This is a genomic window from Mesorhizobium sp. M0185, assembly GCF_040322175.1.
Taxonomy (GTDB): Bacteria; Pseudomonadota; Alphaproteobacteria; order Rhizobiales; family Rhizobiaceae; genus Mesorhizobium.
In genome coordinates this window covers 164031-186005 of sequence record NZ_JAMYSY010000007.1, presented here as the reverse complement: position 1 = coordinate 186005, position 21975 = coordinate 164031, and the positions used below count along the sequence as shown (strand labels likewise).

Annotated in this window: 20 protein-coding genes; 5 read left to right on the top strand and 15 right to left on the bottom strand. The window is 63.3% G+C overall.

What is annotated here, in order from left to right:
• Positions 1 to 64: 64 nt before the first annotated feature.
• From NKJ20_RS08610 to NKJ20_RS08600, 3 genes are all read right to left on the bottom strand, one after another.
• On the bottom strand, positions 65 to 646 hold the full coding sequence (locus NKJ20_RS08610) for an RNA polymerase sigma factor (protein WP_352743550.1): 582 nt from the start codon (positions 644 to 646) through the stop codon (positions 65 to 67).
• A 10-nt stretch (positions 647 to 656) separates the two neighbouring features.
• A complete protein-coding gene (locus tag NKJ20_RS08605) occupies positions 657 to 1196 on the bottom strand; it encodes a dihydrofolate reductase family protein (RefSeq protein ID WP_352743548.1) in 540 nt (179 codons plus the stop codon).
• Positions 1197 to 1335: 139 nt separating this feature from the next.
• A complete protein-coding gene (locus tag NKJ20_RS08600) occupies positions 1336 to 1875 on the bottom strand; it encodes an Lrp/AsnC family transcriptional regulator (protein ID WP_352743546.1) in 540 nt (179 codons plus the stop codon).
• A 48-nt stretch (positions 1876 to 1923) separates the two neighbouring features.
• Between NKJ20_RS08600 and NKJ20_RS08595 the strand changes: the two genes are divergently transcribed.
• Both NKJ20_RS08595 and NKJ20_RS08590 read left to right on the top strand, forming a co-directional pair.
• A complete protein-coding gene (locus NKJ20_RS08595; RefSeq protein ID WP_352743545.1) occupies positions 1924 to 3105 on the top strand; it encodes an MFS transporter in 1182 nt (393 codons plus the stop codon).
• Between the two features lie 49 nt (positions 3106 to 3154).
• Entirely contained in the window at positions 3155 to 3583 is a 429-nt protein-coding gene (locus NKJ20_RS08590) for a GNAT family N-acetyltransferase (protein ID WP_352743543.1), read from the top strand.
• On the opposite strand, the gene NKJ20_RS08585 is transcribed toward NKJ20_RS08590, so the two are convergent.
• From NKJ20_RS08585 to murA, 9 genes are all read right to left on the bottom strand, one after another.
• Positions 3584 to 4714 carry an anhydro-N-acetylmuramic acid kinase gene (locus NKJ20_RS08585; RefSeq protein WP_352743542.1) on the bottom strand — a complete coding sequence of 377 codons (1131 nt, stop codon included), beginning with the start codon at positions 4712 to 4714 and terminating at the stop codon, positions 3584 to 3586.
• Positions 4715 to 4719: 5 nt separating this feature from the next.
• Entirely contained in the window at positions 4720 to 5721 is a 1002-nt protein-coding gene (locus tag NKJ20_RS08580; protein WP_352743540.1) for a serine hydrolase domain-containing protein, read from the bottom strand.
• A gap of 69 nt (positions 5722 to 5790) precedes the next feature.
• On the bottom strand, positions 5791 to 7539 hold the full coding sequence (locus NKJ20_RS08575) for an ABC transporter ATP-binding protein (protein WP_352743538.1): 1749 nt from the start codon (positions 7537 to 7539) through the stop codon (positions 5791 to 5793).
• Positions 7536 to 8375 (bottom strand): ABC transporter permease, encoded by an 840-nt coding sequence (locus NKJ20_RS08570; protein ID WP_352743536.1) that lies wholly within the window; start codon positions 8373 to 8375, stop codon positions 7536 to 7538. Before NKJ20_RS08570 ends, NKJ20_RS08575 begins: the two co-directional genes overlap by 4 nt.
• Complete coding sequence (locus tag NKJ20_RS08565) at positions 8375 to 9334, bottom strand: ABC transporter permease (protein ID WP_352452397.1); 960 nt, start codon at positions 9332 to 9334, stop codon at positions 8375 to 8377. The genes NKJ20_RS08570 and NKJ20_RS08565 overlap by 1 nt, the downstream gene beginning before the upstream one ends.
• Before the next feature lie 34 nt (positions 9335 to 9368).
• On the bottom strand, positions 9369 to 10889 hold the full coding sequence (locus NKJ20_RS08560; RefSeq protein WP_352472241.1) for an ABC transporter substrate-binding protein: 1521 nt from the start codon (positions 10887 to 10889) through the stop codon (positions 9369 to 9371).
• 99 nt (positions 10890 to 10988) lie between these two features.
• Positions 10989 to 11912: an N-acetylmuramic acid 6-phosphate etherase gene (murQ, locus tag NKJ20_RS08555; RefSeq protein WP_352569444.1), complete on the bottom strand. Its 924-nt coding sequence runs from the start codon at positions 11910 to 11912 to the stop codon at positions 10989 to 10991.
• 186 nt (positions 11913 to 12098) lie between these two features.
• On the bottom strand, positions 12099 to 12989 hold the full coding sequence (locus NKJ20_RS08550) for a glucosamine kinase nucleotide-binding domain-containing protein (protein WP_352743533.1): 891 nt from the start codon (positions 12987 to 12989) through the stop codon (positions 12099 to 12101).
• The gene (gene murA, locus NKJ20_RS08545) at positions 12986 to 14242 is read right to left on the bottom strand and encodes a UDP-N-acetylglucosamine 1-carboxyvinyltransferase (RefSeq protein ID WP_352743532.1); all 1257 of its coding nucleotides are present in this window, start codon (positions 14240 to 14242) and stop codon (positions 12986 to 12988) included. The genes NKJ20_RS08550 and murA overlap by 4 nt, the downstream gene beginning before the upstream one ends.
• A 186-nt stretch (positions 14243 to 14428) precedes the next feature.
• Here murA and NKJ20_RS08540 point away from each other — a divergent pair, with 186 nt between their 5' ends.
• From NKJ20_RS08540 to NKJ20_RS08530, 3 genes are all read left to right on the top strand, one after another.
• Positions 14429 to 15277, top strand: coding sequence for a MurR/RpiR family transcriptional regulator (locus NKJ20_RS08540; RefSeq protein WP_352743530.1), 849 nt, complete (start codon positions 14429 to 14431; stop codon positions 15275 to 15277).
• Positions 15278 to 15519: 242 nt separating this feature from the next.
• Entirely contained in the window at positions 15520 to 16644 is a 1125-nt protein-coding gene (locus tag NKJ20_RS08535; RefSeq protein ID WP_352743529.1) for a carbohydrate kinase, read from the top strand.
• Positions 16641 to 17570, top strand: coding sequence for a pseudouridine-5'-phosphate glycosidase (locus tag NKJ20_RS08530; RefSeq protein ID WP_352743527.1), 930 nt, complete (start codon positions 16641 to 16643; stop codon positions 17568 to 17570). The genes NKJ20_RS08535 and NKJ20_RS08530 overlap by 4 nt, the downstream gene beginning before the upstream one ends.
• Before the next feature lie 35 nt (positions 17571 to 17605).
• Here the strand turns inward: NKJ20_RS08530 and NKJ20_RS08525 are convergent, their stop codons facing one another.
• The 3 genes from NKJ20_RS08525 to NKJ20_RS08515 all read right to left on the bottom strand — a co-directional run bounded on the left by NKJ20_RS08525 (position 17606) and on the right by NKJ20_RS08515 (position 21956).
• Entirely contained in the window at positions 17606 to 18997 is a 1392-nt protein-coding gene (locus NKJ20_RS08525) for an FAD-binding oxidoreductase (RefSeq protein WP_352743525.1), read from the bottom strand.
• Between the two features lie 605 nt (positions 18998 to 19602).
• On the bottom strand, positions 19603 to 20883 hold the full coding sequence (locus NKJ20_RS08520; RefSeq protein WP_352743523.1) for an amylo-alpha-1,6-glucosidase: 1281 nt from the start codon (positions 20881 to 20883) through the stop codon (positions 19603 to 19605).
• Between the two features lie 32 nt (positions 20884 to 20915).
• A complete protein-coding gene (locus tag NKJ20_RS08515; RefSeq protein WP_352452408.1) occupies positions 20916 to 21956 on the bottom strand; it encodes an ABC transporter ATP-binding protein in 1041 nt (346 codons plus the stop codon).
• Between the last annotated feature and the right edge of the window lie 19 nt (positions 21957 to 21975).

Sequence of the window (21975 nt, the reverse complement as noted above, 5' to 3'; positions counted from 1 at the left end):
CGCCGCTGAGGGAGGGCGGCTACCCTCTCTCAGCGTTCCTTTCTGACCCATTCGGCAGCGAAAGTCATAAGACAAGCAATTCCAGAAGTTCCGGATCGCTTTGGCACTCCGAACGCACGATCGACTCGCCCGACAAGGCAGCCAATTTAGAGCGGCCTCGGTTCAACGCAGCTTTGACGCCGCCCACGGTCGAGCCGACGAGATCGGCAATCTCTTCCAGCGAATAGTCGAAGACATCCTTGAGCAGGACGCAGGCGCGCTCCTTGGGCGGCAGGTGGGTCACCAGCCGCTCGATGGCGCGATCCGCGCCCTGGCCCGCCGGCTCGACCGGCAGGACGATCTCGTCGTCGGCGAAATTGGCCTCCGCATGCCGACGCACCTGCCGGCTTCGCAGGAAATCGATGCAGCGATTATGCGCAATGCGAAACAGCCAGGGGCGAAGAGCACTCGCATCGTCCAGCTTCTCGATCTTCCGATAGGCCTCGAACAGCGCCTCTTGCATCACGTCTTCGGCGTCGAGCGTTGAACCGGTCATGCGTGCACAGTAGCGGTGCAGCCGTCCACGCAAATGCGCGACTGTCTCCAGAAAACCGGCGTAGCGGACGTCGAAAAGCCCGGTCGGGTCAAGTCCTGGCTGCATCTTCATGGCATACGGATCATAGCGGGACATAGGTCAGCGTAATGACCCCGTTCTTGAAACGGTGCGTATCTATAAGCTCCAGCTTGACCAGGGACGGGTCGACATCCTGGAAAGCGCGTTTGCCAGGGCCGACGCGGGTCGGCACGATCGAGAGCTGATACTCGTCGACAAGCCTGTTGGCGAGCAGCGTCTGGTCGAGATTGCTCACTCCATACTTCAATATGTTGCCGCCGGCCTGCTGCTTGATCCTGGTGATTTCGGCAGCGACGTCGCCTTCGATCAGCGATGCGTTCCAGCTCACTGCCTTGAGCCTGCGCGACGCGACGAGCTTCTTCAGCCCGTTCATGCGGTCCATGTACTTGCTGCCTTTGACCTGCGGCCAACGCGCCGAAAACATTTCGTAGGTGACGCGGCCGAGCAGGAAAAAATCCGCCTCGCCGGCCTTTTCATAGGAGTGTTCCTTCATCTCCTCGTCGAAGAACGGTGACGCCCATTCCATTGGTGCTTCGATGACGCCGTCCAGCGAAATGAAGCTGCCCACGATCAATTTTCTCATCGCGTGTCTCCGGTTGCGCAACAGGCATCCCGTCGGATCCAAGAACTGGCGCAAACGAACCGGCCGGACGGATGACCACAGGATGCAGTGCCTGAGACGTTTCCGGTTCGACTTTGGATACGCGTGAGAATCGTTTGAGCTAATAAAGCGGCTTGGCCACGTGCCGGGGGGTCGGCCATTCCGTCGTTATCCCCGGCTGCACCGGCCGCTCGAGATAGGTCGACAGGACCACATAGCTTCGGGTCGAGGTGACGCCGGGTGTTTCGTAGAGGCGCGACAGCAGGCCCTCGAGCGCCCGCGTGTCCTCGGTGCGGACCTTGATCAGCATGCATGTGTCGCCGGCCACCGAATGGATCTCCTCGACTTCGGGGTGTTCGGAGATTGCCATCAGCTCCGGCGTCTTTCCCCACCCCTTTGTGTCGATATGGACGAAGGCAAGCAGCGGCTTGTGCACCGCCTTGGGATCGATGATGACCGCGGTGTTGCGGATGGCGCCGCTGCGCCGGAGGCGCTTGACGCGTTCATGGGCTGCCGGCGGTGAAAGGCCGACACGGTCGCCGAGCTCGGCATAGCTGATCGTGGCGTCGTCGACCAGAACGCCTAATATTTTTCGGTCGGTTGCATCGATATCGCGGGCGGCGGGCCTGTTCTGCGGAATGCCATCTGTTTCTTCATCCATATTAAAATTCCCGATTGATGCAGAATTTAATACGGCCATTATTGCCATATGTCGAACACTGATCAAGTCGCCACATTCGCAGCGGCCCCCAAGCCGCCAATCCCGGCACTCGCTTACCTGCTGACGGGGTGCATTGCCGTGATCGGCTCGAACTCGCTGGTGCTCAGTCCGATCGCGCCGGCGGTGGCCGCGTCCTTCGGCACAATCGTGCCGGCGGTTATGATCGCGTCGGCCGCGTTCGGGCTCGGGACGTCGGCAAGCGCCTTGTTCCTGGCGCGCTATATCGATCGGTTTGGCGCCCGCCGCATGCTGCAAGGGGCGTTGCTGCTGCTGGCGATAGCGCTCGTCGCCAGCGCCGCTGCGCCGACCGTGACGGCGCTGGTCGCGGCCCAGCTTCTCGCCGGCATCGCTGCAGGTGTCGCCATGCCGGCAATCTATGCCAGCTCCGCCGCGATTGCGCCGCCCGGTCGTGAAAGCGGCACCATAGGCGTCGTGCTGACCGGCTGGACGCTGAGCATGGTCGCCGGCGTTTCGCTGTCGGCCGTACTTGCCGATCTGGTACATTGGCGCGCCGTTTTCGCGGCGGTCGCGGTGCTCGCAGCAGTCGCATTGGCCAGCCTGTCTCTGACGTCGCTCAGCGATGTCAGGAGGAGCGGCCCGGCGCCGACGCCACTGGGCGCCTTGAGCGTTCCGGGCATCGTGCCGCTTCTGGTTGCCTGCGCCGCCTTCATGACCGCGTTCTACGGTGTCTATGGCTATCTTGGCGATCACCTTCACAACGGCTTGGGACGGCCGGTCAGTGCCAATGGGCTTGCCGCGCTCGCCTATGGCGCCGGCTTTGGCACGGCGGCACTTCTTGACGGCGTTATCGACCGCTTAGGCGCGCGGCGTGTCATGCCATTTGCCTATCTGCTTGTCGCGGTCGTCTATGTAGTGATTGCCGCGGCAAGCAGTAGTTTTCATCTGACCGTAGCGGTGATAGCCGTCTGGGGCCTTGCCAATCATTTCGGGCTGAACGTCCTGGTGATGCGCCTGTCGGCGCTCGACCCTGCGCGTCGCGGCACGATCATGGGTTTGAACAGCGCGGTGACCTATCTTGCGGTGTTCGTCGGCACCACGGCGTTCGGACCGCTCTATTCCACGTTCGGTTTTGCAGCATCGGCGGTGATTGCAGCTTTGCTCGTGCTAATCGCTGCTGCGGCAGCGGCGTGGCGTTCGCCGAAGCTATAGCGCAGCAAGGCTTGCGTCTCGGTCCCGTCCTTCGATAGATGCTTGGCGGATGAACAATACAACGCTTGAGACAACCGCCGATCCCTCGCCGCACGAGTTGGCTTTTCTTGGAGAGCGGCTTACGGCGTTCAACGACGGTGATGTCGGTGCCTCCGGCAGGAAGACACTGGCCGTGTTCGTGCGCGATGAGCACGGCGCTATTGTCGCCGGCATCTCGGGATACACCGCCTGGGGCTGGCTCTATGTGCAATGGCTCTGGGTCGATGAAAAACTGCGCGGTCACCGCATGGCCGGCAGGATGCTCGAGGCGGCCGAGAGGGAGGCGATCGCGCGCGACTGTCACGGCGCCTGGATCGACACGTTCAATCCCAGGGCCGCCAAGGCCTATGAACGCCAGGGCTATCTGCCCTTCGGCGTGCTTGCCGATTTCCCCATTGGCCGCAGCCGCATCTTCCTGCAGAAGAAATTGTTGGCTTAGTTAGCCGGCAAGGCGTCCGCCGCGCATCGGCTGGGGCACGCCGGTCGTACTGGGGAAGCTGATCGGCAAGCCTCTGAGCACGCGCACTGCCAGGAACGCAAAACACTCCGCCTCCACCGCATCGCCCTTCCAGCCAAGCGCCTCGGCCGGAACCGCTTCGACGCCAGCGCGGCTGGCAAGCATGGCCATGATCGTTGGGTTGTGTCGACCGCCACCGCTGACCACCAGCCGCTTCGGCCGGCGCGGCAGAAGATCGAGCGCCTTGCCGACGGCGGCCGCGGTGAAGGCCGTCAGCAGGGCTGCGCCATCCTCGGCGTTCATTCCGTCCGCCATCGAGGCGCCGAAATCGAAACGGTCCAGCGATTTCGGGTAGGGTTTGGTCAAATACGGATGCTGCAGGAGCTTGGCCAGCCGTGCCTCGTCGACCGTGCCGGCGCGGGCAAGGGCGCCGTCGCGGTCCATTTCGCCGAGCCCCTTCGATTTGATGAAATCGTTCAGCGGTGCGTTGGCGGGCCCGGTGTCGAAGGCAACAACATTGTCCGTGCCGTCCCACCAGGTGATGTTGGCGACGCCGCCGAGATTGAGCACCGCCGTGTCGCCGGTGGCGTCGGCTTCGCGCAGCAGCGCGGCGTGATAGGCGGCCGACAGCGGCGCGCCCTGGCCGCCGGCGCGCATGTCGGCCGAGCGGAAGTCATAGGCGACCCTGGCGCCAAGGATGGCATGCATCAGCTCGCCGTCGCCAAGCTGGCGGGTCTGGCCCAGTCGGCCCACTTGCGGGGCACGGTGCAGCACGGTCTGGCCGTGGAAGCCGACGACCCCTATATCGGCCATCGTCAGCCCGTGGCTTTCGACCAGATCCTTGACCGCCGCGGACTGGGCGCGCGTCAGCGCTTCCTCTGCCTCGTGGAAGATTGCCGGTTCCGGCCCTGTGAAATTCCAGCTCCTTGCCTGCCGCAGCGTCTCTTCCAGCAAGGTCCGGATCGACTGCGGGTAGGGGGCCAGCGTGTAGATGCCGAAGTCGTCAATCCGTTCGCCGTCGGTCTTGATCAGCGCGACATCGATATTGCCGTCCAGCACGGTGCCGGTCATCAGGCCGACGGCCCACATGGGTTCGCCATTTTTCGGATTCATGGTTGTCAGGCTCCGTTGACGAGATCGCCGACCGCTTGGCGAAGCGCTGCGATCCCGCTGTTGAAATGACGTGTCGGATGGATCCGGTTGGTGAGCAAGCTCCAGGCTCTGCCTTTGTCGAAGTCGACCCAAAGCCCGGTGCCGGTAAAGCCGGTATGCCCGATGGTTTCGGGGTTGCATAACCGGCCGCCGGACCAGCCTTCGTAGGGTCGCTCCCAGCCATGGGTGCGGGTTGCCGACAAGGGCGTGCGCATTAGCGCGATCGAACGCTGCGACGCGCCGGTCCCGTCCAGCAGCCCTTGCGCAAAGTCGAGGACCGAAGCCGCCGTTCCGAACAGGCCGGCGTGACCGGCACCTTGCAAGGCCGAGCAATTGTCGTCGTGGACTTCGCCGCAGAGCACGCGATGGCGCCATGTGCAGTCTTCGGTCGCCGCCGCTTGATCCGGTTCGGCGGAGAACGCGAAGCCCGGACGGGGATCTATGTCGCGAATGGTCTTGCCAGACAGGCGCTCCAGGACGAAGCCGAGCAGGATGAAGTTGATATCGGAATAGACCGGCTCGCCAGCCTGCCATTCGCGCTGGAGGATGAAGGCGCGCAGCAGCTCGGGGTCACGCCCATAGGTGTAGATTGGCGCGACGGCGGGAAACGGTGTCTGATGGCCGAGACACTGGCGAAACGTTACGTTCCGTTCCCAGGCTTTTTCGTCATATTGGCGAAGGTCGGACAGGACGGAAATCAGCGGCGCGTCGAGGTCGATGACGCCTTCTTCCGCCAGTGCCAGGATACGCGACGTGGTGAAGATGACTTTGGTCAGGGATGCCAGGTCGAACCATGTCCCGACATGCATCGGCCGTATCTTGGGCACGACTTGGGCTGAGCCGATTGCCCGGACGATGCGTTCGCCGTCCCCGTCAACTATGCCGAGCACGCCGCCCGGAATGCGCGATGCGGCCACGGCCGCTTCGAGCGGGGCGAATACGCGGGAGAAGAAATCATGGTCGATCAACTACGCCTCCGTTTGGAAGGCAGCGATGGGGCTGTCCCTCCGGCCTTTCATATCCTTGGGCGACAATCATCACGCTTCCACCCGTGCTCTATGATCCGGCCCGAATTGCTGCCAATTAGCCGGGCCCGGCTCAAACCCCAGCGGACGCACGAGCGAGGGGACCTGGCGCGTGTCCAGCTCGAAACGTTCATGCCGCCGGTCTATAGTAGGAACGGCCGCGATAAGCTGTTTGGTATAGGAGTGCTTCGGCTCCGAGAGCACCGATCTGGCATCGCCGATCTCGACAATCTGGCCGGCATAGATGACCGCGATGCGATGGGCGATCCGCTCGACGACAGCCATGTCATGCGAGATGAACAGATAGGCCAGCCCGAATTCACGCTGCAGCTCGATCAAAAGCTTCAACACCCTGGCCTGCACCGACACATCGAGCGCCGAAACCGCTTCGTCGAGGACGACAACCGAAGGATTGAGCATCAGCGCGCGAGCGATGCACAGGCGTTGCCGCTGGCCGCCGGAGAATTCGTGCGGATAGCGCTGCAGGCTGTTTTCCGGAAGGCCGACGCGTTTCAGCAGCGCAGCCATTTTCGCCCGCGTTTCAGCAGTTATCCGTCCGCCGGTAGCGATCACCGGCTCCGCGAGGAGGTTTTCGACGGTGAGTCTGGGATTAAGCGAGCCATAGGGATTCTGGAACACCATCTGCACGGGAAGGGCGCTCTGCCCGGCGGCGGCCTTGCGCACGCTGGCCGAGATTGTGCCGCGCGTCGAGCGCACCAGCCCCAGAATCGCGCGGGCGGTGGTGGACTTTCCGGAACCGCTCTCGCCGACGACCGCCAATGTCTCGCCCGGCATTAGCTCGAAATCCACACCGTCCACCGCGTGCACGGCACCACTGGCGCGGCTGAAAAACCCACCCTTGACCGGAAATCGCACTACGAGGCCATCGACCTTCAGCGCCGGCTCGGCAGCTTTTTGCGTTTCGCGTTGCGCGTCCCTGCGTGTCGCGCTGCCGCCGGCGAAATGCGGAACCGCATGTAGTAGATGCCGCGTATAGGGATGCTGCGGATCGTCCAATATCTGGTTCAATGCGCCCTGCTCGACAGCTTCTCCGCCTTGCATCACCATCACCTTGTCGGCGATGCCTGCAACCAGACCGATGTCGTGGGTGATGAAGATCATCGACATCCCGGTTTCCTGCTTCAACTCGGCGAGCAGCGCCATGATCTGCGCCTGCACCGTAACATCCAGCGCCGTCGTTGGCTCGTCGGCAATGAGCAGGCGCGGGTTGCACGCAATCGCCATGGCGATCATCACCCGCTGCAGCATGCCGCCCGACAGCTGGTTGGGCGTGTATTTCAGCCGCCTCGCTGCGTCGGGAATACGGACGCGGTCGAGCGCGTCCTTGGCTGCCGCCGTTGCTTGTCGTCCGGTCAGGCCGCGATGCAGGCGAAACGATTCCTCGATCTGCCAGCCAATGGTCAGCACCGGATTGAGCGAGGTCATCGGCTCCTGGAAGATCATGCCGATTTCGCCCCCGCGGATCTTCGTCAATTGCGGCTCGGCTGCGGCTGTCAGGTCGAAGGTGCTGCCGTCGGCCCGCCTCAGCTTGATCGACCCGCCGGTGATGCGGCCGCCGCCATAATCGACAAGGCGATTGATCGACAGCGCCGTAACCGATTTGCCCGAGCCGCTTTCGCCGACGATGGCCAGCGTTTCGCCGTCGGCGAGATCGAAGCTGACGCCGCGCACGACCTCATTGGCTTGCGGGTTGCGGCCGAAGCCGACGCGCAATCCGCTGACGGACAGCAGCGGGATCATGCGATCGATCTCCGCATCTTCGGGTCGAGGACATCGCGCAACGCATCGCCGAGCAGGTTGAAACCGAGGATGCCGATCATGATCGCCACGCCCGGGAAGATCATCAGCCAGGGAGCTGTCTCCATCAGATTGCGGCTGTCGCTCAGCATCAGGCCGAGCGACGCGGCGGGCGGCTGCGTGCCGAGCCCGAGGAAGCTTAAGCCGGCTTCGGTCAGCAGTGCCCAGGCCAGCGCCAGCGTCACCTGAACCGTCAGCGGCGCCACCAGATTGAGCAGCAGATGCCGTGTTACGATATAGCCCGCACTGCTGCCGAACGTGCGGGCCGCGTCGACGAACTCGCGCGCCTTGAGCGACAGAGCCGGACCTCGCACGACGCGCGTGAAGATCGGTGTGTAGACGATGGCGATGGCAATGACGCTGGTCGAGGTTCCCGGTCCCGCAACCGCGACGATCAACAGCGCCAGCAGGATCGCCGGGAACGCCAGCACAACGTCCATGATGCGCATCACCAGGCCGTCCCAGCGGCGCCCGAACCAGGCTGCCGCCAGCCCGAGCACGGTGCCGGCCAGTGTCGCGACGGCGACCGAAAAGAAGGCCACGATGAAGGACTGGCCGATCCCGGTCATCAGCCGACTTGCGACATCGCGGCCGAACAGGTCCGTGCCCATCCAGTAGGTGCCGTCAGGCGCATGCAGTCGCTCGACCCGGTGCTGCGTCAGCGGATTGTGCGGCGTCAGCCACAGCATGCCAAGCACGGCAAGCAGCAGATAAAGCGCAACGATCGCACCGCCGATGCGGCCGCTGGGATGCGCAAATATAGCCCGCAATGTCGCCATCAGTGCTCGCTTAGCCGGATACGCGGGTCGAGCGCGACATAGGCAAGGTCGACGAGGAGATTGACGATCATGAAGTTGAAGGCGATGAACAGCACGCTCCCCTGCACCAGCGCGTAGTCGCGCTGCAGGATGGCATCCAGCACCATGCGGCCGAGACCGGGCAGCGCATAAATCTGCTCGACGATGACAGCTCCGCCCAGGAGGTAGCCGAACTCTATGCCGCTCAGCGTCACGACCGGGATGAGCGCGTTGGGCAAGGCATGCCGCCAGATGACGCCGCGCGCCGAAACGCCCTTGCTGCGCGCCGTCCTGACATAGTCGTCGCTGAGCACATCGAGCATCGCCGAACGCGATATGCGGGTCACCGAAGCCGCGAAGGCAAATCCAAGCGTGACCGCAGGCAGCAACAGCTGGCCGAGATTGCGCAGCGGATCCTGCCACAGCGGCGAAAACTCGCCCATCGCCGGCAAAACGCCAAACCCCGCCGACAGTGTGTAGATGATCAGCAGGGCAAGGACGAAGTTCGGCGTCGACTGCCCGATCATTGCGACAACGCGCACGCCGAGGTCGGACAGCTTTTCGTTATGGGTGGCGGCAAAGATCCCCGCCGGCATACCGACAAGCAGGGCGATGACCATCGACAGCAGGGCGAGTTCCAACGTTAGCGGGAAACGCTCGAGGATGACGTCGAGCACCGGCCTGCCATAGGTGGACGAAATGCCGAGATTACCTTGGAAAAGACCAAGCAGCCAGCGCCAGTATTGGATGAACCAAGGCTGGTCGATGCCGAAATAAGCTGCAAGCGCATCGCGCTGCTGCGGCGTCAGCAGGCCGGCTTCGGTCCCCAGCATTGCCGTGATCGAATCGCCCGGAACCATCCGGATCGCCAGGAACACCACGATGGACACGCCAAGCAGGACGAGAGGGAAGGTCGCCAGTCGCCGCATCAGATAGTTCACGCGAAGAATATCCTCTCGTCCGGCATCAAAGCAGCTACTGGATCGTCACCTTGGCGAGGCTGAACAGCGAGCCTGTCGGCACCGGTTCGAATCCTGCGATATTCTTCTGCTGTGCCGTGTAGCTGTAGGACGTGTAGAGCCAGATCCAGGGCGACATCTCAGTGATGTGCTTCTCGAAGTCGGCGAAGATCGCTTTGCGCGCTGCCGGGTCGGTCTCGGTGCGGCCCTTCTGCATAAGACTGTCCAGCGTGTCGTCGATATAGTTCGCCACCTTCTGCAGATTGCCCGTCTTGGTCCAGTAGCGGTTGTACATAGTGTAGGGATCGGCCCTGCCGCCGTTCAGCGCGACGGCCATGTCGAAATCGCCCTTCAGCCAGGCGTCGACATAGACGTTGAGCTCCATCATCTTGATGTCGAGCTTGACGCCGATTTCTGCGAGTTGCGACTGGATGACCTGGGCTTCCGCCGCTGCCGTCGGCGGCTCGCCGGTGGCGCCGATCACGGTCGCCGAAAAGCCGTCGGCATAGCCGGCTTCGGCCATCAACTGCTTGGCCTTCTCAATGTCGCGCTTATAGCAGAACAACTGCTTCGGATCGGTCGCCAGTGCCGGGATGGTCAGCGGGCCGGTGACCTTGCCTTCGCCGAGCGAGGCGGTGTCCAGCACTTCCTGCCGGTCGATGGCGCAGGAAATCGCCTGACGCACCTTGAGTTCGGTCATCGGCTTGCGGGAGGGATTGAGCTGCAGCACGTGATAGGCAAGCACCGGCACGCGGTTCAACTGCAGGCTGGCTTCCTTGGGCACCAGCGTGGCGACAAGCGGATCGTTGAGCAGGGCAAAATCGATCTGCTTGGTGCGCATCGCCGCCAGTATCGCCGTCTCGTCCGGCAGCACGCTGATTTCGATGCCGTCGACGCCGGTCGCGCCGCCTGCCCAGTCCTTGTTGGCGACAAGCACTTCCTTGGAATTCGGATCCCATTTTTCGAGCTTGAACGGACCCGAGCCGATCGTTGTCGTGCCGATCGAGCCGGCCGCGATTTCGCTTGCCGGGACGATCGCCGCATTGACGTCGCTCATCGCCGTCAGGATCGGCACGTCCGGCTGCGAGAGGTGGAACACGACGGTGGCTGGATCGGGCGTGTCGATGCTGGCGATCGAGAGAAAGTTGGCGCGCGCCGCAGCACCCGTCTTCTCGTCGAGTATGCGCTCGAACGATGCCTTGACGTCGGCCGAGGTCACGGCGGCGCCGTTCTGGAATTTTGCTTTCGGATTGAGCTTGAAGCTCAGCTCCTTGCCGTCCGGCGAGAACTGCCATGAATCGGCAATCGCGGGCGTGATTTGCAGATTTGCGTCGAGCCGCACCAGCGGTTCGTAGATCAGCTCCAGCAGCCGCAGTGAGGAGAATGCCGTCTGCTTGTGCGGATCAAGACCGGTGGCGTCCTGCGACCACGCCATATGCAGCGTCGCCGCACTCGCCTGCACCGGTAGCGCGGCGATGCCAACCATTGCCGCGAGCGTCATGCCGGAAAGCAGTTTCTTGCCAATGTGCCGTACCATTGTCGTCTCCCATTATTGTTAAACCAGATGCCTTGCAGTTCCCCGGACCGCTTCAAAGGGACACACGCCCCGGAACATCGGCCCAGTATCCATGCGGTCTTACACCGTCTTTTCGCCTATCGCCTTGCGCAGGAAACCTCCCGCGTTGGCAAGCGCCTTACGTGCTTCTTCGACCCCCATGCCGGTGATCGTCACCAGGATTGCCAGTTTTACATCATTGCCGGTCTGGTCGAGTGCCTGTCGTGCCTGCTGTGCCGCGCAGCCGGTCGTCTGCATCACGATCCTAACCGCCCTTGCGACAAGCTTCTTGTTGCTTGGATTGAGGTCAACCATCAGGTTCTGATAGCTCTTGCCGATGCGGATCATGCTGGCGGTAGACAGCATATTGAGCACCAGCTTTTGCGCGGTTCCCGATTTCAGCCGGGTCGAGCCGGTGAGGACCTCCGGGCCAACCACCGGAGAGATGCCAATATCGGCAATGCCGGCAATGGTCGATCGAGGATTGCAGGACAACGCCACGGTGGTGGCTCCCACTTCCTTGGCGTAGGTCAGGCCACCGATCACATAAGGTGTGCGTCCGCTGACAGCGATGCCGACCACCACGTCGCCAGCGGTCAGCTTGATGTCCTGCAGCGCCTTTATTCCCTGTTTCGGATCGTCCTCGGCGCCTTCCGCAGAGTGCATCAGCGCGTCGACGCCGCCGGCGATCAGGCCCACCACCATGTCCTCGGGTACGCCGAAGGTCGGCGGACATTCCGAGGCGTCGAGGACGCCGAGCCGGCCGCTGGTGCCAGCCCCCATATAGACAAGGCGTGCACCGTTCTGGAACGCGCTCACGATCCGGTCCACGGCCGCAGCAATATCGGGGATGACCTTCTCGACGGCTGCCGCAACGCCTTTGTCCTCGTCATTGATCTTGCGCAGCACCTCGAGGGTCGGCAACAGATCGATGTCCATGGTTTTCGGGTTCCGGTCCTCGGAAACCAGCCGCTCCAGCTCCGACATCAACCCTTGTTCGACCACTTCGCTTACTTTCAAGTGCGACTGCGAGCAGGACTGTGATGCCCGCGGCAAGCGGCGTCCAGTGCCTGCACCTGGCCGTCGGCTCCGTACCGGCCTGCGCCGGTTCTGTTTCGTTAACTTTTTAGAATTCGATATTCCCTCTGTCAACGGAAAGTAGGAATATTATATTCCTTGCCGAGCAAGGCATCACTGGCGGCAGACGGATTTTCTGGCCAGGATTATGGCTCCCGAAACCGCATCGCCGTCGGCCGGCTTCAGCCGTCGGCGGACGTCGGGAGCGAGCCATGGCTCAAGCGGGCTGGACAACCCTCCGAGCAGCGTAACCCGCGGCGCGCCTTTTTCGAACAGCACCCGCACGAAGGTGTCGATCTGCTCGGCAGCGCCTTGCACGATCCGCCGACCGGCCGGATCGCCCTGGTCGGCATGGCGGATCACCATCGGCGCTAGGGCGGCATAGTCCGTCGCACTGGCGCGGTCCATCCAGGCCACCGCCTCGAACGGATCGTCCTTGAAGCGCTGCATCACCTCGGCCAGCAGCGCCGTCCGCTCATGCCGGCCGTCATGGGCTCGCAAGGCAAGCTGCACTGCCTTCAGTCCGAGATCGGCGCCGCTGCCCTCGTCGGAAATCGGAAAACCGTAGCCGCCGACGCGCAGGTCGCGCCCTTCGACAAAGCCGAGCCCGATCGAACCGGTCCCGGCTATGACGATGGCGCCGTCCTGGCCGGAATGCGCGCCAAGGCAAGCCGCGACGCCGTCGCTGACGAAGTCGATGCTCGCAAAGGGTTGTTCGATGGCATGAAACGCCTCGAGCGCACCCTTACGGCCGATGCCGGCAACACCGATACCCGCGCGGATCTTGGCGATTTCCGCCGCCGCGAACCCTGCCTCTTCGATCGCCGTACCAAAGGCTTTGACAATCGAGGCCCAGGCCACCTCTATACCGAGTCGCGTTGTCGCCGGGCCCGACAGGCCTTGCCCGAGCACGGTTCCTGCCTCGTCTTCGATACGCGCCCGGCAGCCGGTTCCGCCGCCATCGACGCCCAGGAAATAATGCGGAGACGCCCCACCGGCACTCATTGCCTTATTCGTTCGATCTGGGCGCCGCACAGCCGGAGCTTGCGGTCCAACTGCTCGTACCCGCGGTCGAGATGATAGACGCGATTGATCGTCGTCTCGCCCTCCGACACCAACGCTGCCAGCACCAGCGAGACGGAGGCGCGCAGGTCGGTCGCCATCACTTGCGCGCCCTTCAGCTTCTCGCCTCCGCGCACCAGCGCCATCGTGCCTTGCAGCTTGATATTGGCGCCGAGCCGCATCAGTTCAGGCACATGCATGAAGCGGTTCTCGAAGATCGTCTCGCGCAACAGCGAAGCGCCCTCGGCACAGCACATCAACGCCATGAACTGCGCCTGGAGATCGGTCGGAAAGCCCGGATAGGGCTCCGTCGTCACGTCGACCGCCTTGAGCGGCCCGTCTCTCGATACGATCAGCCCGCGGTCGCCCGGCCATATTTTCACACCGGCTGCTTCGAGCAGCTGGACGACGGATGCCATGTGCTCGAGCCGCGCGTGGGTCAGCTCGAGCTGACCGCCGGTGATGGCCGCTGCGACGGCATAGGTGCCGGCCTCTATCCGGTCCGGGATGATGTCGTGCGTGGCGGCGCGCCAGTCTGTGCTGCCCCCGATCAGGATGCGGTGCGTGCCGGCGCCCTCGATCCGCGCGCCCATGTCGTTCAGGCAGGCGGCAAGATCGGCCACCTCCGGCTCGCGGGCCGCGTTGAGGATCTCGGTCTCGCCGTTTGCCGTCGTCGCCGCCATCATCGCCGTTTCGGTCGCGCCGACCGACGGCGAGCTCAAAACGATGCGCGCGCCTTTCAGTCCGCCTGGCGCAGACGCGACGATCAGTCCGTTTTCGATCGCGATATCGGCGCCAAGTGCGGCAAGTGCGGCGACATGCATGTCGACCGGCCGTGCGCCGATCGCGCAGCCGCCAGGCAGCGAGACCCGGGCATGGCCGAAGCGGGCAAGCAGTGGACCGAGAACCAGCACCGTCGCGCGCATGCGCCTGACTGTATCGTAGCTTGTCTCCCTGGAAGCGGCAGCACTGGTATCGATTGTGGCGGCATGCGCCGATCTGGTGACTTCGGCCCCATGAAGGCCGACGACGCCAAGCATGTTGTCGATATCCGTCACCTCAGGCAGGTTGGTCAGCTGCAGCGGATAGGGGCTGAGCAACGCCGCCGCTATTTGCGGCAAGGCCGCGTTCTTGGCGCCGGAGATCGTCACCGCGCCCTCAAGCCTGTGTCCGCCGACGATCCGCAATTTGTCCATGGCTCTGACCTAATCCCGAGCTGTCGGCGAGTCTACGATCTTTCATATCCGAATCGTCGACATGCCCGAAGGCTCGGCCGCAACCGCACCAGTCGAGATTTGATGGTTCATTCTTGGCTGTCAATCAGAGACGGAATAATTTATTCCTTGGCTTGGCATTGTCGATGACAGGCAATGGAGGAACGCATGTCCGTCCTGAAGAAGATCGAGGCCAAGCTCGAAGTCATGGCGCCCGGCGACCGCGAGATCGGTCGGTATATCGTCGATAATCCCGACCAGATGCTCCGCCTGTCGACGGCGGCGCTTGCCGCCGAGATCGGCCGCAGCCAGTCGAGCGTCGTCAAGTTCAGCCAGAAGCTCGGCTATTCCAGCTATCAGGAGCTTAAGCTCGCCGTCAGTGAGGCCAAGTCGCAGGAATGGCACGTGCCGGCCGGCATGATCCACGGTTCGATCGAGGTCGACGACAGCTATCTGGTCATCATGCGCAAGCTGATCGGCAGCAAGCTCTTGTCGATGCAGCAGACCGTCGCGGCCAACACCGAGCAGGAAATCGGCAAGGCCCTCGAAGCGTTGAACGGTGCGCGCCGCATTCATTTGGCCGGCGTCGGCGCATCCTCGCTGGTGGCGCGCGATTTTTCCTACAAGCTGATGAAGCTCGGCCGCAACGTGCTGCACGACAGCGACAGCCATGTGCAAATGGCCAATGTCTCGACGCTTGGACGAGGTGACGTGCTGTTCGCGCTCTCCTATTCCGGGGCGAGCATCGAAACCCTGCGGATAGCTGAACTTGCCCGCAAACGTGGCACCACCGTGATCGCCGTCACCGGACTTCGCGACAATCCGCTGAGCCGGGTTGCCGACATTCGCCTCCACACGATCGCCGATGAAGAGCGCGCGCGCTCGTCATCGATAACTGCGCGTGATGCACAACTGACGCTGACCGACCTGCTGTTCATCCTGCTCGTGCAGAAGCAGCCTGACGCCAACGAATACGTCCACAACAGCGAATTGGCCGTCTCGGTGCTGAAGGCTTAGCGCTCTTCGCCGTCTCGCGTTAAGGCCTCAGTTCCTCCCTGGCGCTGCACGCCGACAAGAGCAACTTTCGTCCTCCTTGGTGAAATGGCTTTCTTCAATGTGCTCACCCGCTTTCTTCGTCCGGCTGGCAGAGAGTCGCGGGAGCGCCGAATGGTCAAATGCCGCCGGTCGAAACAAATGTTGACAATGTCATCTGTTGTTGCGAAAGCGTTCAGCCTCGAATTTGACGGCCGGGTGAGACAATGGACGACCTTGGAGCACAGGAACAAGCGGTTCTCGATCTCATTGCCGCGAACCCATTCGCCGGCCAGCAGGACATAGCAACGGTGCTCGGCATCGCCCGCTCGACGGTCGCGGCCCACATCGTGCAACTCGTCAACAAGGGATACATTCTCGGCCGTGGTTACGTCTTGCCGACGTCCAAGCGCATGGTCTGCGTCGGCGGCGCGGTGCTCGACCGCAAATACCACGCCAAGAAGGATCTGATTTTCGAGACGTCGAACCCGGTCGACGGCTATCGCAGCTTCGGCGGGGTCGCCCGCAACGTCGCCGAAAACCTTGCCCGCCTCGGCGTCGACATAAGCTTCGTCTCGATCGTCGGCGACGATGAAACCGGCCGCTCACTGGTGCGGCATCTGCGCGACCTCGGCGCCGATGTCAGCCAGGTCATCACCACCACGGAACGGCCGACGGCGGAATACGCGGCCATCCTCGACCGCAACAACGACCTCGTGCTCGGCATTGCCGACATGGAGATCTTCGATCTGTTTTCGTCGTCCTATCTCGACCGCTTCTGGCCGCATCTGGCTTCGGCGACATGGGTGTTCATCGACTGCAATCTGCCGGCCGCGACCCTCGCGGCACTGATGTCGCGCAAGCAGGGTGCGCGCTTCAAGCTCGCAGTCGACACGGTATCGGCGCCGAAATCAGCGCGCCTGCCGAAGGACCTGACCGGCATCGATCTTCTGTTCACCAATCATGACGAGGCCAATACGATGCTCGGCATGACGGATGCCGACAGGCGGCTGACGCCGGAGGAAGCAGCGGCAGCGCTGCGCGCGGCCGGCGCCGGCGAGGTGATCGTGACCGTGGGCGCGCATGGATTTGCCGTTGCGACCGAGAGCGGTGTGACGACCATGCACTCCGTCCCGGCGCAGCCCGTCGATATCACCGGCGCCGGTGACGCGATGATCGCCGGCACACTGTTCAAGGTGCTTTCGGGTGAGCCGGTCGCTCATGCCGTGCGCACCGGCGCGCTGCTTGCCACACTGACCACCGAGAGCGAATCCAGCGTCCATCCCGATCTGTCGCCGCGCTTCCTTGCCGCCGGCCGTACCGCATTCCTGCCTGAAAGCGAGATGATATGAAACCTTTCCTTGTCCACCTGAACGATGAAGTCGCTGCTGCGCTTGATGAAGGCCGCGCGGTGGTGGCATTGGAATCAACGATTATCACCCACGGCATGCCATATCCGGTCAATCTGGAAACTGCCCGTGGTGTCGAGACCGTAGTGCGTGAAAACGGCGCCGTGCCCGCCACGATCGCAGTGGTCGCCGGCAAGATCAAGGTTGGCCTCGACGACCGTGAACTGGAAGAGCTGGCAGCGGCAAAGGGCGTGGTCAAGGCTTCCGGGCGCGATCTCGCCGCCATCATGGTGCGCGGCGGCTCGGCCGGAACCACCGTCTCGGCGACGATGCGGATCGCCGCTTTAGCCGGGATCGGCATTTTTGCGACCGGCGGCGTGGGCGGCGTGCATCGCGGCGCCGAAGCCACTTTCGATATCTCCGCCGACCTGACCGAACTCGGCCAAACCGGCACGACCGTCGTCTGCGCCGGAGTTAAGTCGATCCTCGATATTGCGAAGACGCTGGAATATCTGGAAACTCAGCGCGTGCCGGTGATCGCCTATGGGAGCGATGATTTTCCGGCTTTCTACACCCGCTCCAGCGGGCTCAAGGCCGATCATCGCCTCGACACGCCCGACGAGATCGCGCGAGCCATGCTGCTGCATGACGAGATGGAATCCGGCACCGGCATTCTCGTCGCCAACCCTATCCCCGAAGCGGACGCGCTCGATCCGGCGTTCATCGACGGCACGATCGCAGCGGCCGTGGCTGAGGCCGAGAAGCGCGGCATCGGGCGCAAGGAACTAACGCCGTTTCTGCTCGCACGCATCAATGAGCTTTCGCAAGGCCGCAGCCTGAAGGCCAACATCGCGCTGGTCCGCAACAACGCCGCGCTTGCTGCCCGCATCGCGGTTGCGCATGCGGAATTGAAGGGCGCGACCAGATAGAGACAGCACCCGGCCAGCGCTACCGGCCTTCGATTTCAGCCCGGCGCGAGGTCGAAGATGCGCCCGGCATTGAGGATGTTGTTCGGGTCGAAGGCTGCTTTCAGGCGGCGCATGGCCGCGATCTCGGCGTCGCTGCGCACAAGGTGCAGCCATTCCTTCTTGTCGAGGCCGATGCCATGTTCGGCCGAAACGCCACCGCCGGCGGTGGCAACACCGCGGTACACGATGCCGTATGCGGCCGCCGGATCCGCGGTGCGGACCTGATAATGCAGATTGCCATCGCCGAGATGGCCGAAGACGTAGATGTCGGCGCCAGGGTCGACGGCCCTGATGGCGGCTTCTGTTTCGCCCAGGAAAGTCGCCATTCTCGCCAGTGGGATGCTGATATCGACGCCGATCAGGCCTGCCATCGAAAACAGGAAACGGTTGGCCTCTTCTCGCACCGCCCAGAGCGCCCGGAATTCGCGCGGCGATTGCGAGACGACCACGTCGTCGATCACGCCATCTTCAACCGCCTGCATCAGCACCGCGGCAAAACGTTCGCCGTCGCGGTCGGGCTCGCTGCCCTGTATCTCGGCAAGCACATAGACGGGCGAGCCGGCGGGCAGCGGCGCCGGCGCCTCCATGCCGGCGATCATGGCGCCATAGAGCGGTGCGAAATTCACCTCATAGGCCGATAGCAAGGGCCCGAGCTTCCGCCTGAGCAGCGCAAGCAACGTGATCGCCGCGTCGAGCGAAGCAAGCGCGCAAAAGGCGTTGATCTCGGTGGCCGGCTTCGGATGCAGCCGCAGGCATGCGCGCGTGACCACGCCGAGCGTGCCTTCGCTGCCGATGAACAATTGGCTGAGGTCGTAGCCGGAGTTGTCCTTCGCCAAACCCTTGAGCGAGGTCAGAATACTGCCGTCGGCAAGCACCGCTTCCAGCCCAAGCACCTGCGCCCGGTACATGCCGTAGCGCAGCACACGGATGCCGCCGGCATTGGTGGCGACATTGCCACCGACGGTGGCCGTGCCGCGCGCTCCGATGTCGACGCCGAACAGCAAGCCGGCCGCATCGGCGGCTTCCTGCACCGCTTGCAGCGGCGCGCCGGCCTCGGCGATGATGGTCGCCGCCTCGCGGTCGAGGGCTTCAACGGAAGTCATGCGCTCCAGCGACAGCACAGCTTCGCCGGGTTGGATGCGAGCGCCGCCGGCAAGCCCGGTCCGGCCACCCTGGACGACGAGCCTTTGCCCGACCTCGTTGCACAGGCGCAGAATGTCCGACACCTCGCCGGTCGTGCGTGGACGCAAGACGATCGCCGGCGGCGCGCCGTCCTTGCCGTCGGGATCTTCCCGGTAGCGTGGTCCGGCCTCCTCAGCCGAGACAATCGCTGACCTGTCCAGCCGCTTTTCCAGCCGCGACAGAAGCTCGGTAATTTTCTGCGACATGTGGCTCAAGGACATGAACGGCCCGGGCGCATCGACGCGGCCGGGAGAGGGAAGGGCGAGGGCTGTGAAAGCGGCCGTGGCTGATTTCTACTGTTCAGCAAATGTGCGGAAAACCCGCCAAGAATACAGCCGGTTGTCTTCGCCATGCGTCGCTCCTGTAACAGGTCGACCATAGGCGCGGCCAGCTATTTGTCAAACCTTTGACCGCAAGCGCTTACCTGCGGGCGGCCCAGTATTCTGGACCGAGGCAAACGCTCACTCACGCGTCCCAGGCGCCTCAGCCTCGGCGCAAATGAGCTTGATGTCGGCTCCCGCCGCCCAGGCGCCGATATCCTCCCGCCGCAGTGCCGCCGCCATCATGTCCGGAAACAGATCCGGGGTGCAGGCGAAGACCGGAATGCCAAGTGCCGCAAGCCGCGCTTCTCCCCGCCCCGACGCAGTATAGATAGCGGTTTGTGAAGAATTATTATAGCTCTGGCATGGTGAAGATTGGCATGCCTTGGCCCTGTTTTGATGGACCAGGACGTGCCTCAGACGCAAATGGGGTCGACTGTTATTCGGCAGACAGAACGGGCTTTGGTAGCCGGCGGCCTAGGCGGAAGCGTTCAGGCTCTGCCCTTCAGGAACTCGATCACCATTGCCGCGGTCCAGGTGAAGCGATTGCCGCCGAGCGGCTCGCCGCTGAGGGGATCGTAATATTCGGCAAAACCGCTCTCGGCGATCAGCTCGAGACTGGATTGCGTGATGCGCTGTGCGATTTGGCTGCGGCCGGCGACGGCAAGGCCGTCGGCGATCATGTAGTTGACCACCAGCCAGACCGGGCCGCGCCAGTAGCGCTTTGGGTCGAAGCGCCCATCCTCAGGATCGTGCGACGGGACGATGTAACGCGTTTTGCCGGCGATGCGCTCGATCGTTGCAGCGATGGTCGCTGCCCGGCTTTCCGGGATGGCCGAAAATACCGACAGAATGCCGCCGACCGACGCGCTGTCAACATGCTTTCCGGCCACTCGGTCGAAACAAATGTACTGGCCATGCGCGTCGCTCCACAGCCGTTCCATTGCCGAAAGCCCCTTTTCGGCACGGGCGCGATTGGCTTCTGCGATTTCGGTTTCGCCAAGTGCCTCGGCGAGATCGGCAAGGTCGGCGGCGGAACGGATCAGGATGGCGTTGAAGCCGGGATCGACGACCTGGAATGGCGAGGCATCGTGCAGCCGGGCATTATCCCAGCCAAGCCCGCGGAAATGCTGCAACAGCCAGACATAGCGGTCATACTGTGCCTTGGTTGGACGATGCGCCGGATCGGCGTGCAGGATGTCGCGGCGGGTGTAGGGCTCGACGCCTTCGGTCGGCACGCGCTCGAACGCCTCGTCCCAATCGATCGAGTTGTCGCGGCCGGACTCCCATGGGTGGATTATGGCGACCAGCCCTTCGCCGTCCGGGTCGCGATTTTCGTAGAACCAGCGGTGCCAGGCATCGATTTTCGGCAACAGCGCGCGGGCGCGCTCGGCCGCCAGGGTCTTGTCCTTGGCCTGGTCGAACAAGCGGCGCACGGCAAAACCGGCGACCGCCGGCTGGGTGATGCCGGAGGTGGCAGTCGGGCGGTTGGTTCGCCAGACCTCCGGCCCGGGGAAATAGCCGTCGCTCCAGACATGGAAGACGATGTGCGGCACCATGCCGTCTGGCCATTGGTGGGCGAACAGCGTGTCGATCTCGGTCCAGGCGCGCGCCTCGTCATAGTGGGCAAGGCCGAGCGCGGTCAGGCAGGAATCCCAGTTCCACTGAAACGGGTAGAGCCCCTTGGTCGGTATGGTATAGGTGCCTTGGTCATTTTCCCTGAGCACCTCGACGGCGCGGGCGATGGTTTCGTCGACAGCAAGAGATATCATCGGAGCGTTCGTACTTTCAGAATCGAAGGGGATCAAAGGGCGTTGGTGGTTTCGGGATCGAACCAGCGGACGCGATCGGGTTTGGGCGAAAGCCGCAAGTGATCGCCGACGGCGACCGTGGCATTCGATTCGAGGATGGCGCGGAACAGGCCGCCCTCGACGTCGCAGCTGACCAGCGTGTGCGGTCCGAGCGGCTCGACAACGCGCACGGTGGCGTTAATACCTTCGTTGCCGGCGTCCACATCCTCGGGGCGAATGGCGAATTCTATCGTCTGCTTGTCCGATTTGGGGCCGGGCAGCGTCAGCCCGGCGACGGTCCAACTGCCGTCGGCCGTCTTCGTCGCCGGGATGAAATTCATCGGCGGGTTGCCGATGAAGGAGCCGACGAAGCGGGCCGCCGGATTGCGGTAGACCTCTACCGGCGAGGCGGCCTGGACGATACGGCCCTGATGCATGACGGCGATGCGGTCGGCGAGGCTCATCGCCTCGACCTGGTCGTGGGTAACGTAGATGGTGGTGGTCTTGGACGCCGCGAGCACACCTTTGAGCTCGGCGCGCATTTCGAGCCGCAGCAGCGCGTCTAGGTTGGACAGCGGCTCGTCCATCAAGATCACGTCAGGCTCCATCGCCAGGGCCCGGGCCACAGCCACGCGTTGGCGCTGACCGCCGGAAAGCTGGCCCGAATAGCGCTTCAAAAGCTGTTCGATGTGCATGAGCTCGGCGGTGCGGTTGACGCGCCCGTCGACCTCCTGCTGCGGCAGCTTCTTCATGCGCAGGCCGAAGGCGATATTCTCGAATACCGTCAGGTGCGGAAACACGGCGTAATTCTGGAACACCATAGCGATGCCGCGTTCGCGCGGCGGCAGATGGTCGACGCGACGGCCGCCGATCCAGACCTCGCCCTGGCTTGGCGTTTCCAGCCCGGCGATGATCCTCAGCAGCGTGGTCTTGCCGCAACCCGAGGCGCCAAGCAGCACCATGAATTCCTGGTCGGCGATGGTCAGGTCGATCGAATGCAGCGCGGTGAAGCCGCCGAAGCGTTTTGCCACCTGCTTGATGACGATCTCAGCCATCGGCGTTCTCTTTTGTGCG

What these genes read in the sequence shown, in the direction of transcription:
- NKJ20_RS08610 (WP_352743550.1), bottom strand. Translation starts at nt 646, where the DNA reads ATGAAGATGCAGCCAGGACTTGACCCGACCGGGCTTTTCGACGTCCGC.
- NKJ20_RS08605 (WP_352743548.1), bottom strand. Translation starts at nt 1,196, where the DNA reads ATGAGAAAATTGATCGTGGGCAGCTTCATTTCGCTGGACGGCGTCATC.
- NKJ20_RS08600 (WP_352743546.1), bottom strand. Translation starts at nt 1,875, where the DNA reads ATGGATGAAGAAACAGATGGCATTCCGCAGAACAGGCCCGCCGCCCGC.
- NKJ20_RS08595 (WP_352743545.1), top strand. Translation starts at nt 1,924, where the DNA reads ATGTCGAACACTGATCAAGTCGCCACATTCGCAGCGGCCCCCAAGCCG.
- NKJ20_RS08590 (WP_352743543.1), top strand. Translation starts at nt 3,155, where the DNA reads ATGAACAATACAACGCTTGAGACAACCGCCGATCCCTCGCCGCACGAG.
- NKJ20_RS08585 (WP_352743542.1), bottom strand. Translation starts at nt 4,714, where the DNA reads ATGAATCCGAAAAATGGCGAACCCATGTGGGCCGTCGGCCTGATGACC.
- NKJ20_RS08575 (WP_352743538.1), bottom strand. Translation starts at nt 7,539, where the DNA reads ATGATCCCGCTGCTGTCCGTCAGCGGATTGCGCGTCGGCTTCGGCCGC.
- NKJ20_RS08570 (WP_352743536.1), bottom strand. Translation starts at nt 8,375, where the DNA reads ATGGCGACATTGCGGGCTATATTTGCGCATCCCAGCGGCCGCATCGGC.
- NKJ20_RS08560 (WP_352472241.1), bottom strand. Translation starts at nt 10,889, where the DNA reads ATGGTACGGCACATTGGCAAGAAACTGCTTTCCGGCATGACGCTCGCG.
- NKJ20_RS08550 (WP_352743533.1), bottom strand. Translation starts at nt 12,989, where the DNA reads ATGAGTGCCGGTGGGGCGTCTCCGCATTATTTCCTGGGCGTCGATGGC.
- murA (WP_352743532.1), bottom strand. Translation starts at nt 14,242, where the DNA reads ATGGACAAATTGCGGATCGTCGGCGGACACAGGCTTGAGGGCGCGGTG.
- NKJ20_RS08540 (WP_352743530.1), top strand. Translation starts at nt 14,429, where the DNA reads ATGTCCGTCCTGAAGAAGATCGAGGCCAAGCTCGAAGTCATGGCGCCC.
- NKJ20_RS08535 (WP_352743529.1), top strand. Translation starts at nt 15,520, where the DNA reads ATGGACGACCTTGGAGCACAGGAACAAGCGGTTCTCGATCTCATTGCC.
- NKJ20_RS08530 (WP_352743527.1), top strand. Translation starts at nt 16,641, where the DNA reads ATGAAACCTTTCCTTGTCCACCTGAACGATGAAGTCGCTGCTGCGCTT.
- NKJ20_RS08525 (WP_352743525.1), bottom strand. Translation starts at nt 18,997, where the DNA reads ATGTCGCAGAAAATTACCGAGCTTCTGTCGCGGCTGGAAAAGCGGCTG.
- NKJ20_RS08520 (WP_352743523.1), bottom strand. Translation starts at nt 20,883, where the DNA reads ATGATATCTCTTGCTGTCGACGAAACCATCGCCCGCGCCGTCGAGGTG.
- NKJ20_RS08515 (WP_352452408.1), bottom strand. Translation starts at nt 21,956, where the DNA reads ATGGCTGAGATCGTCATCAAGCAGGTGGCAAAACGCTTCGGCGGCTTC.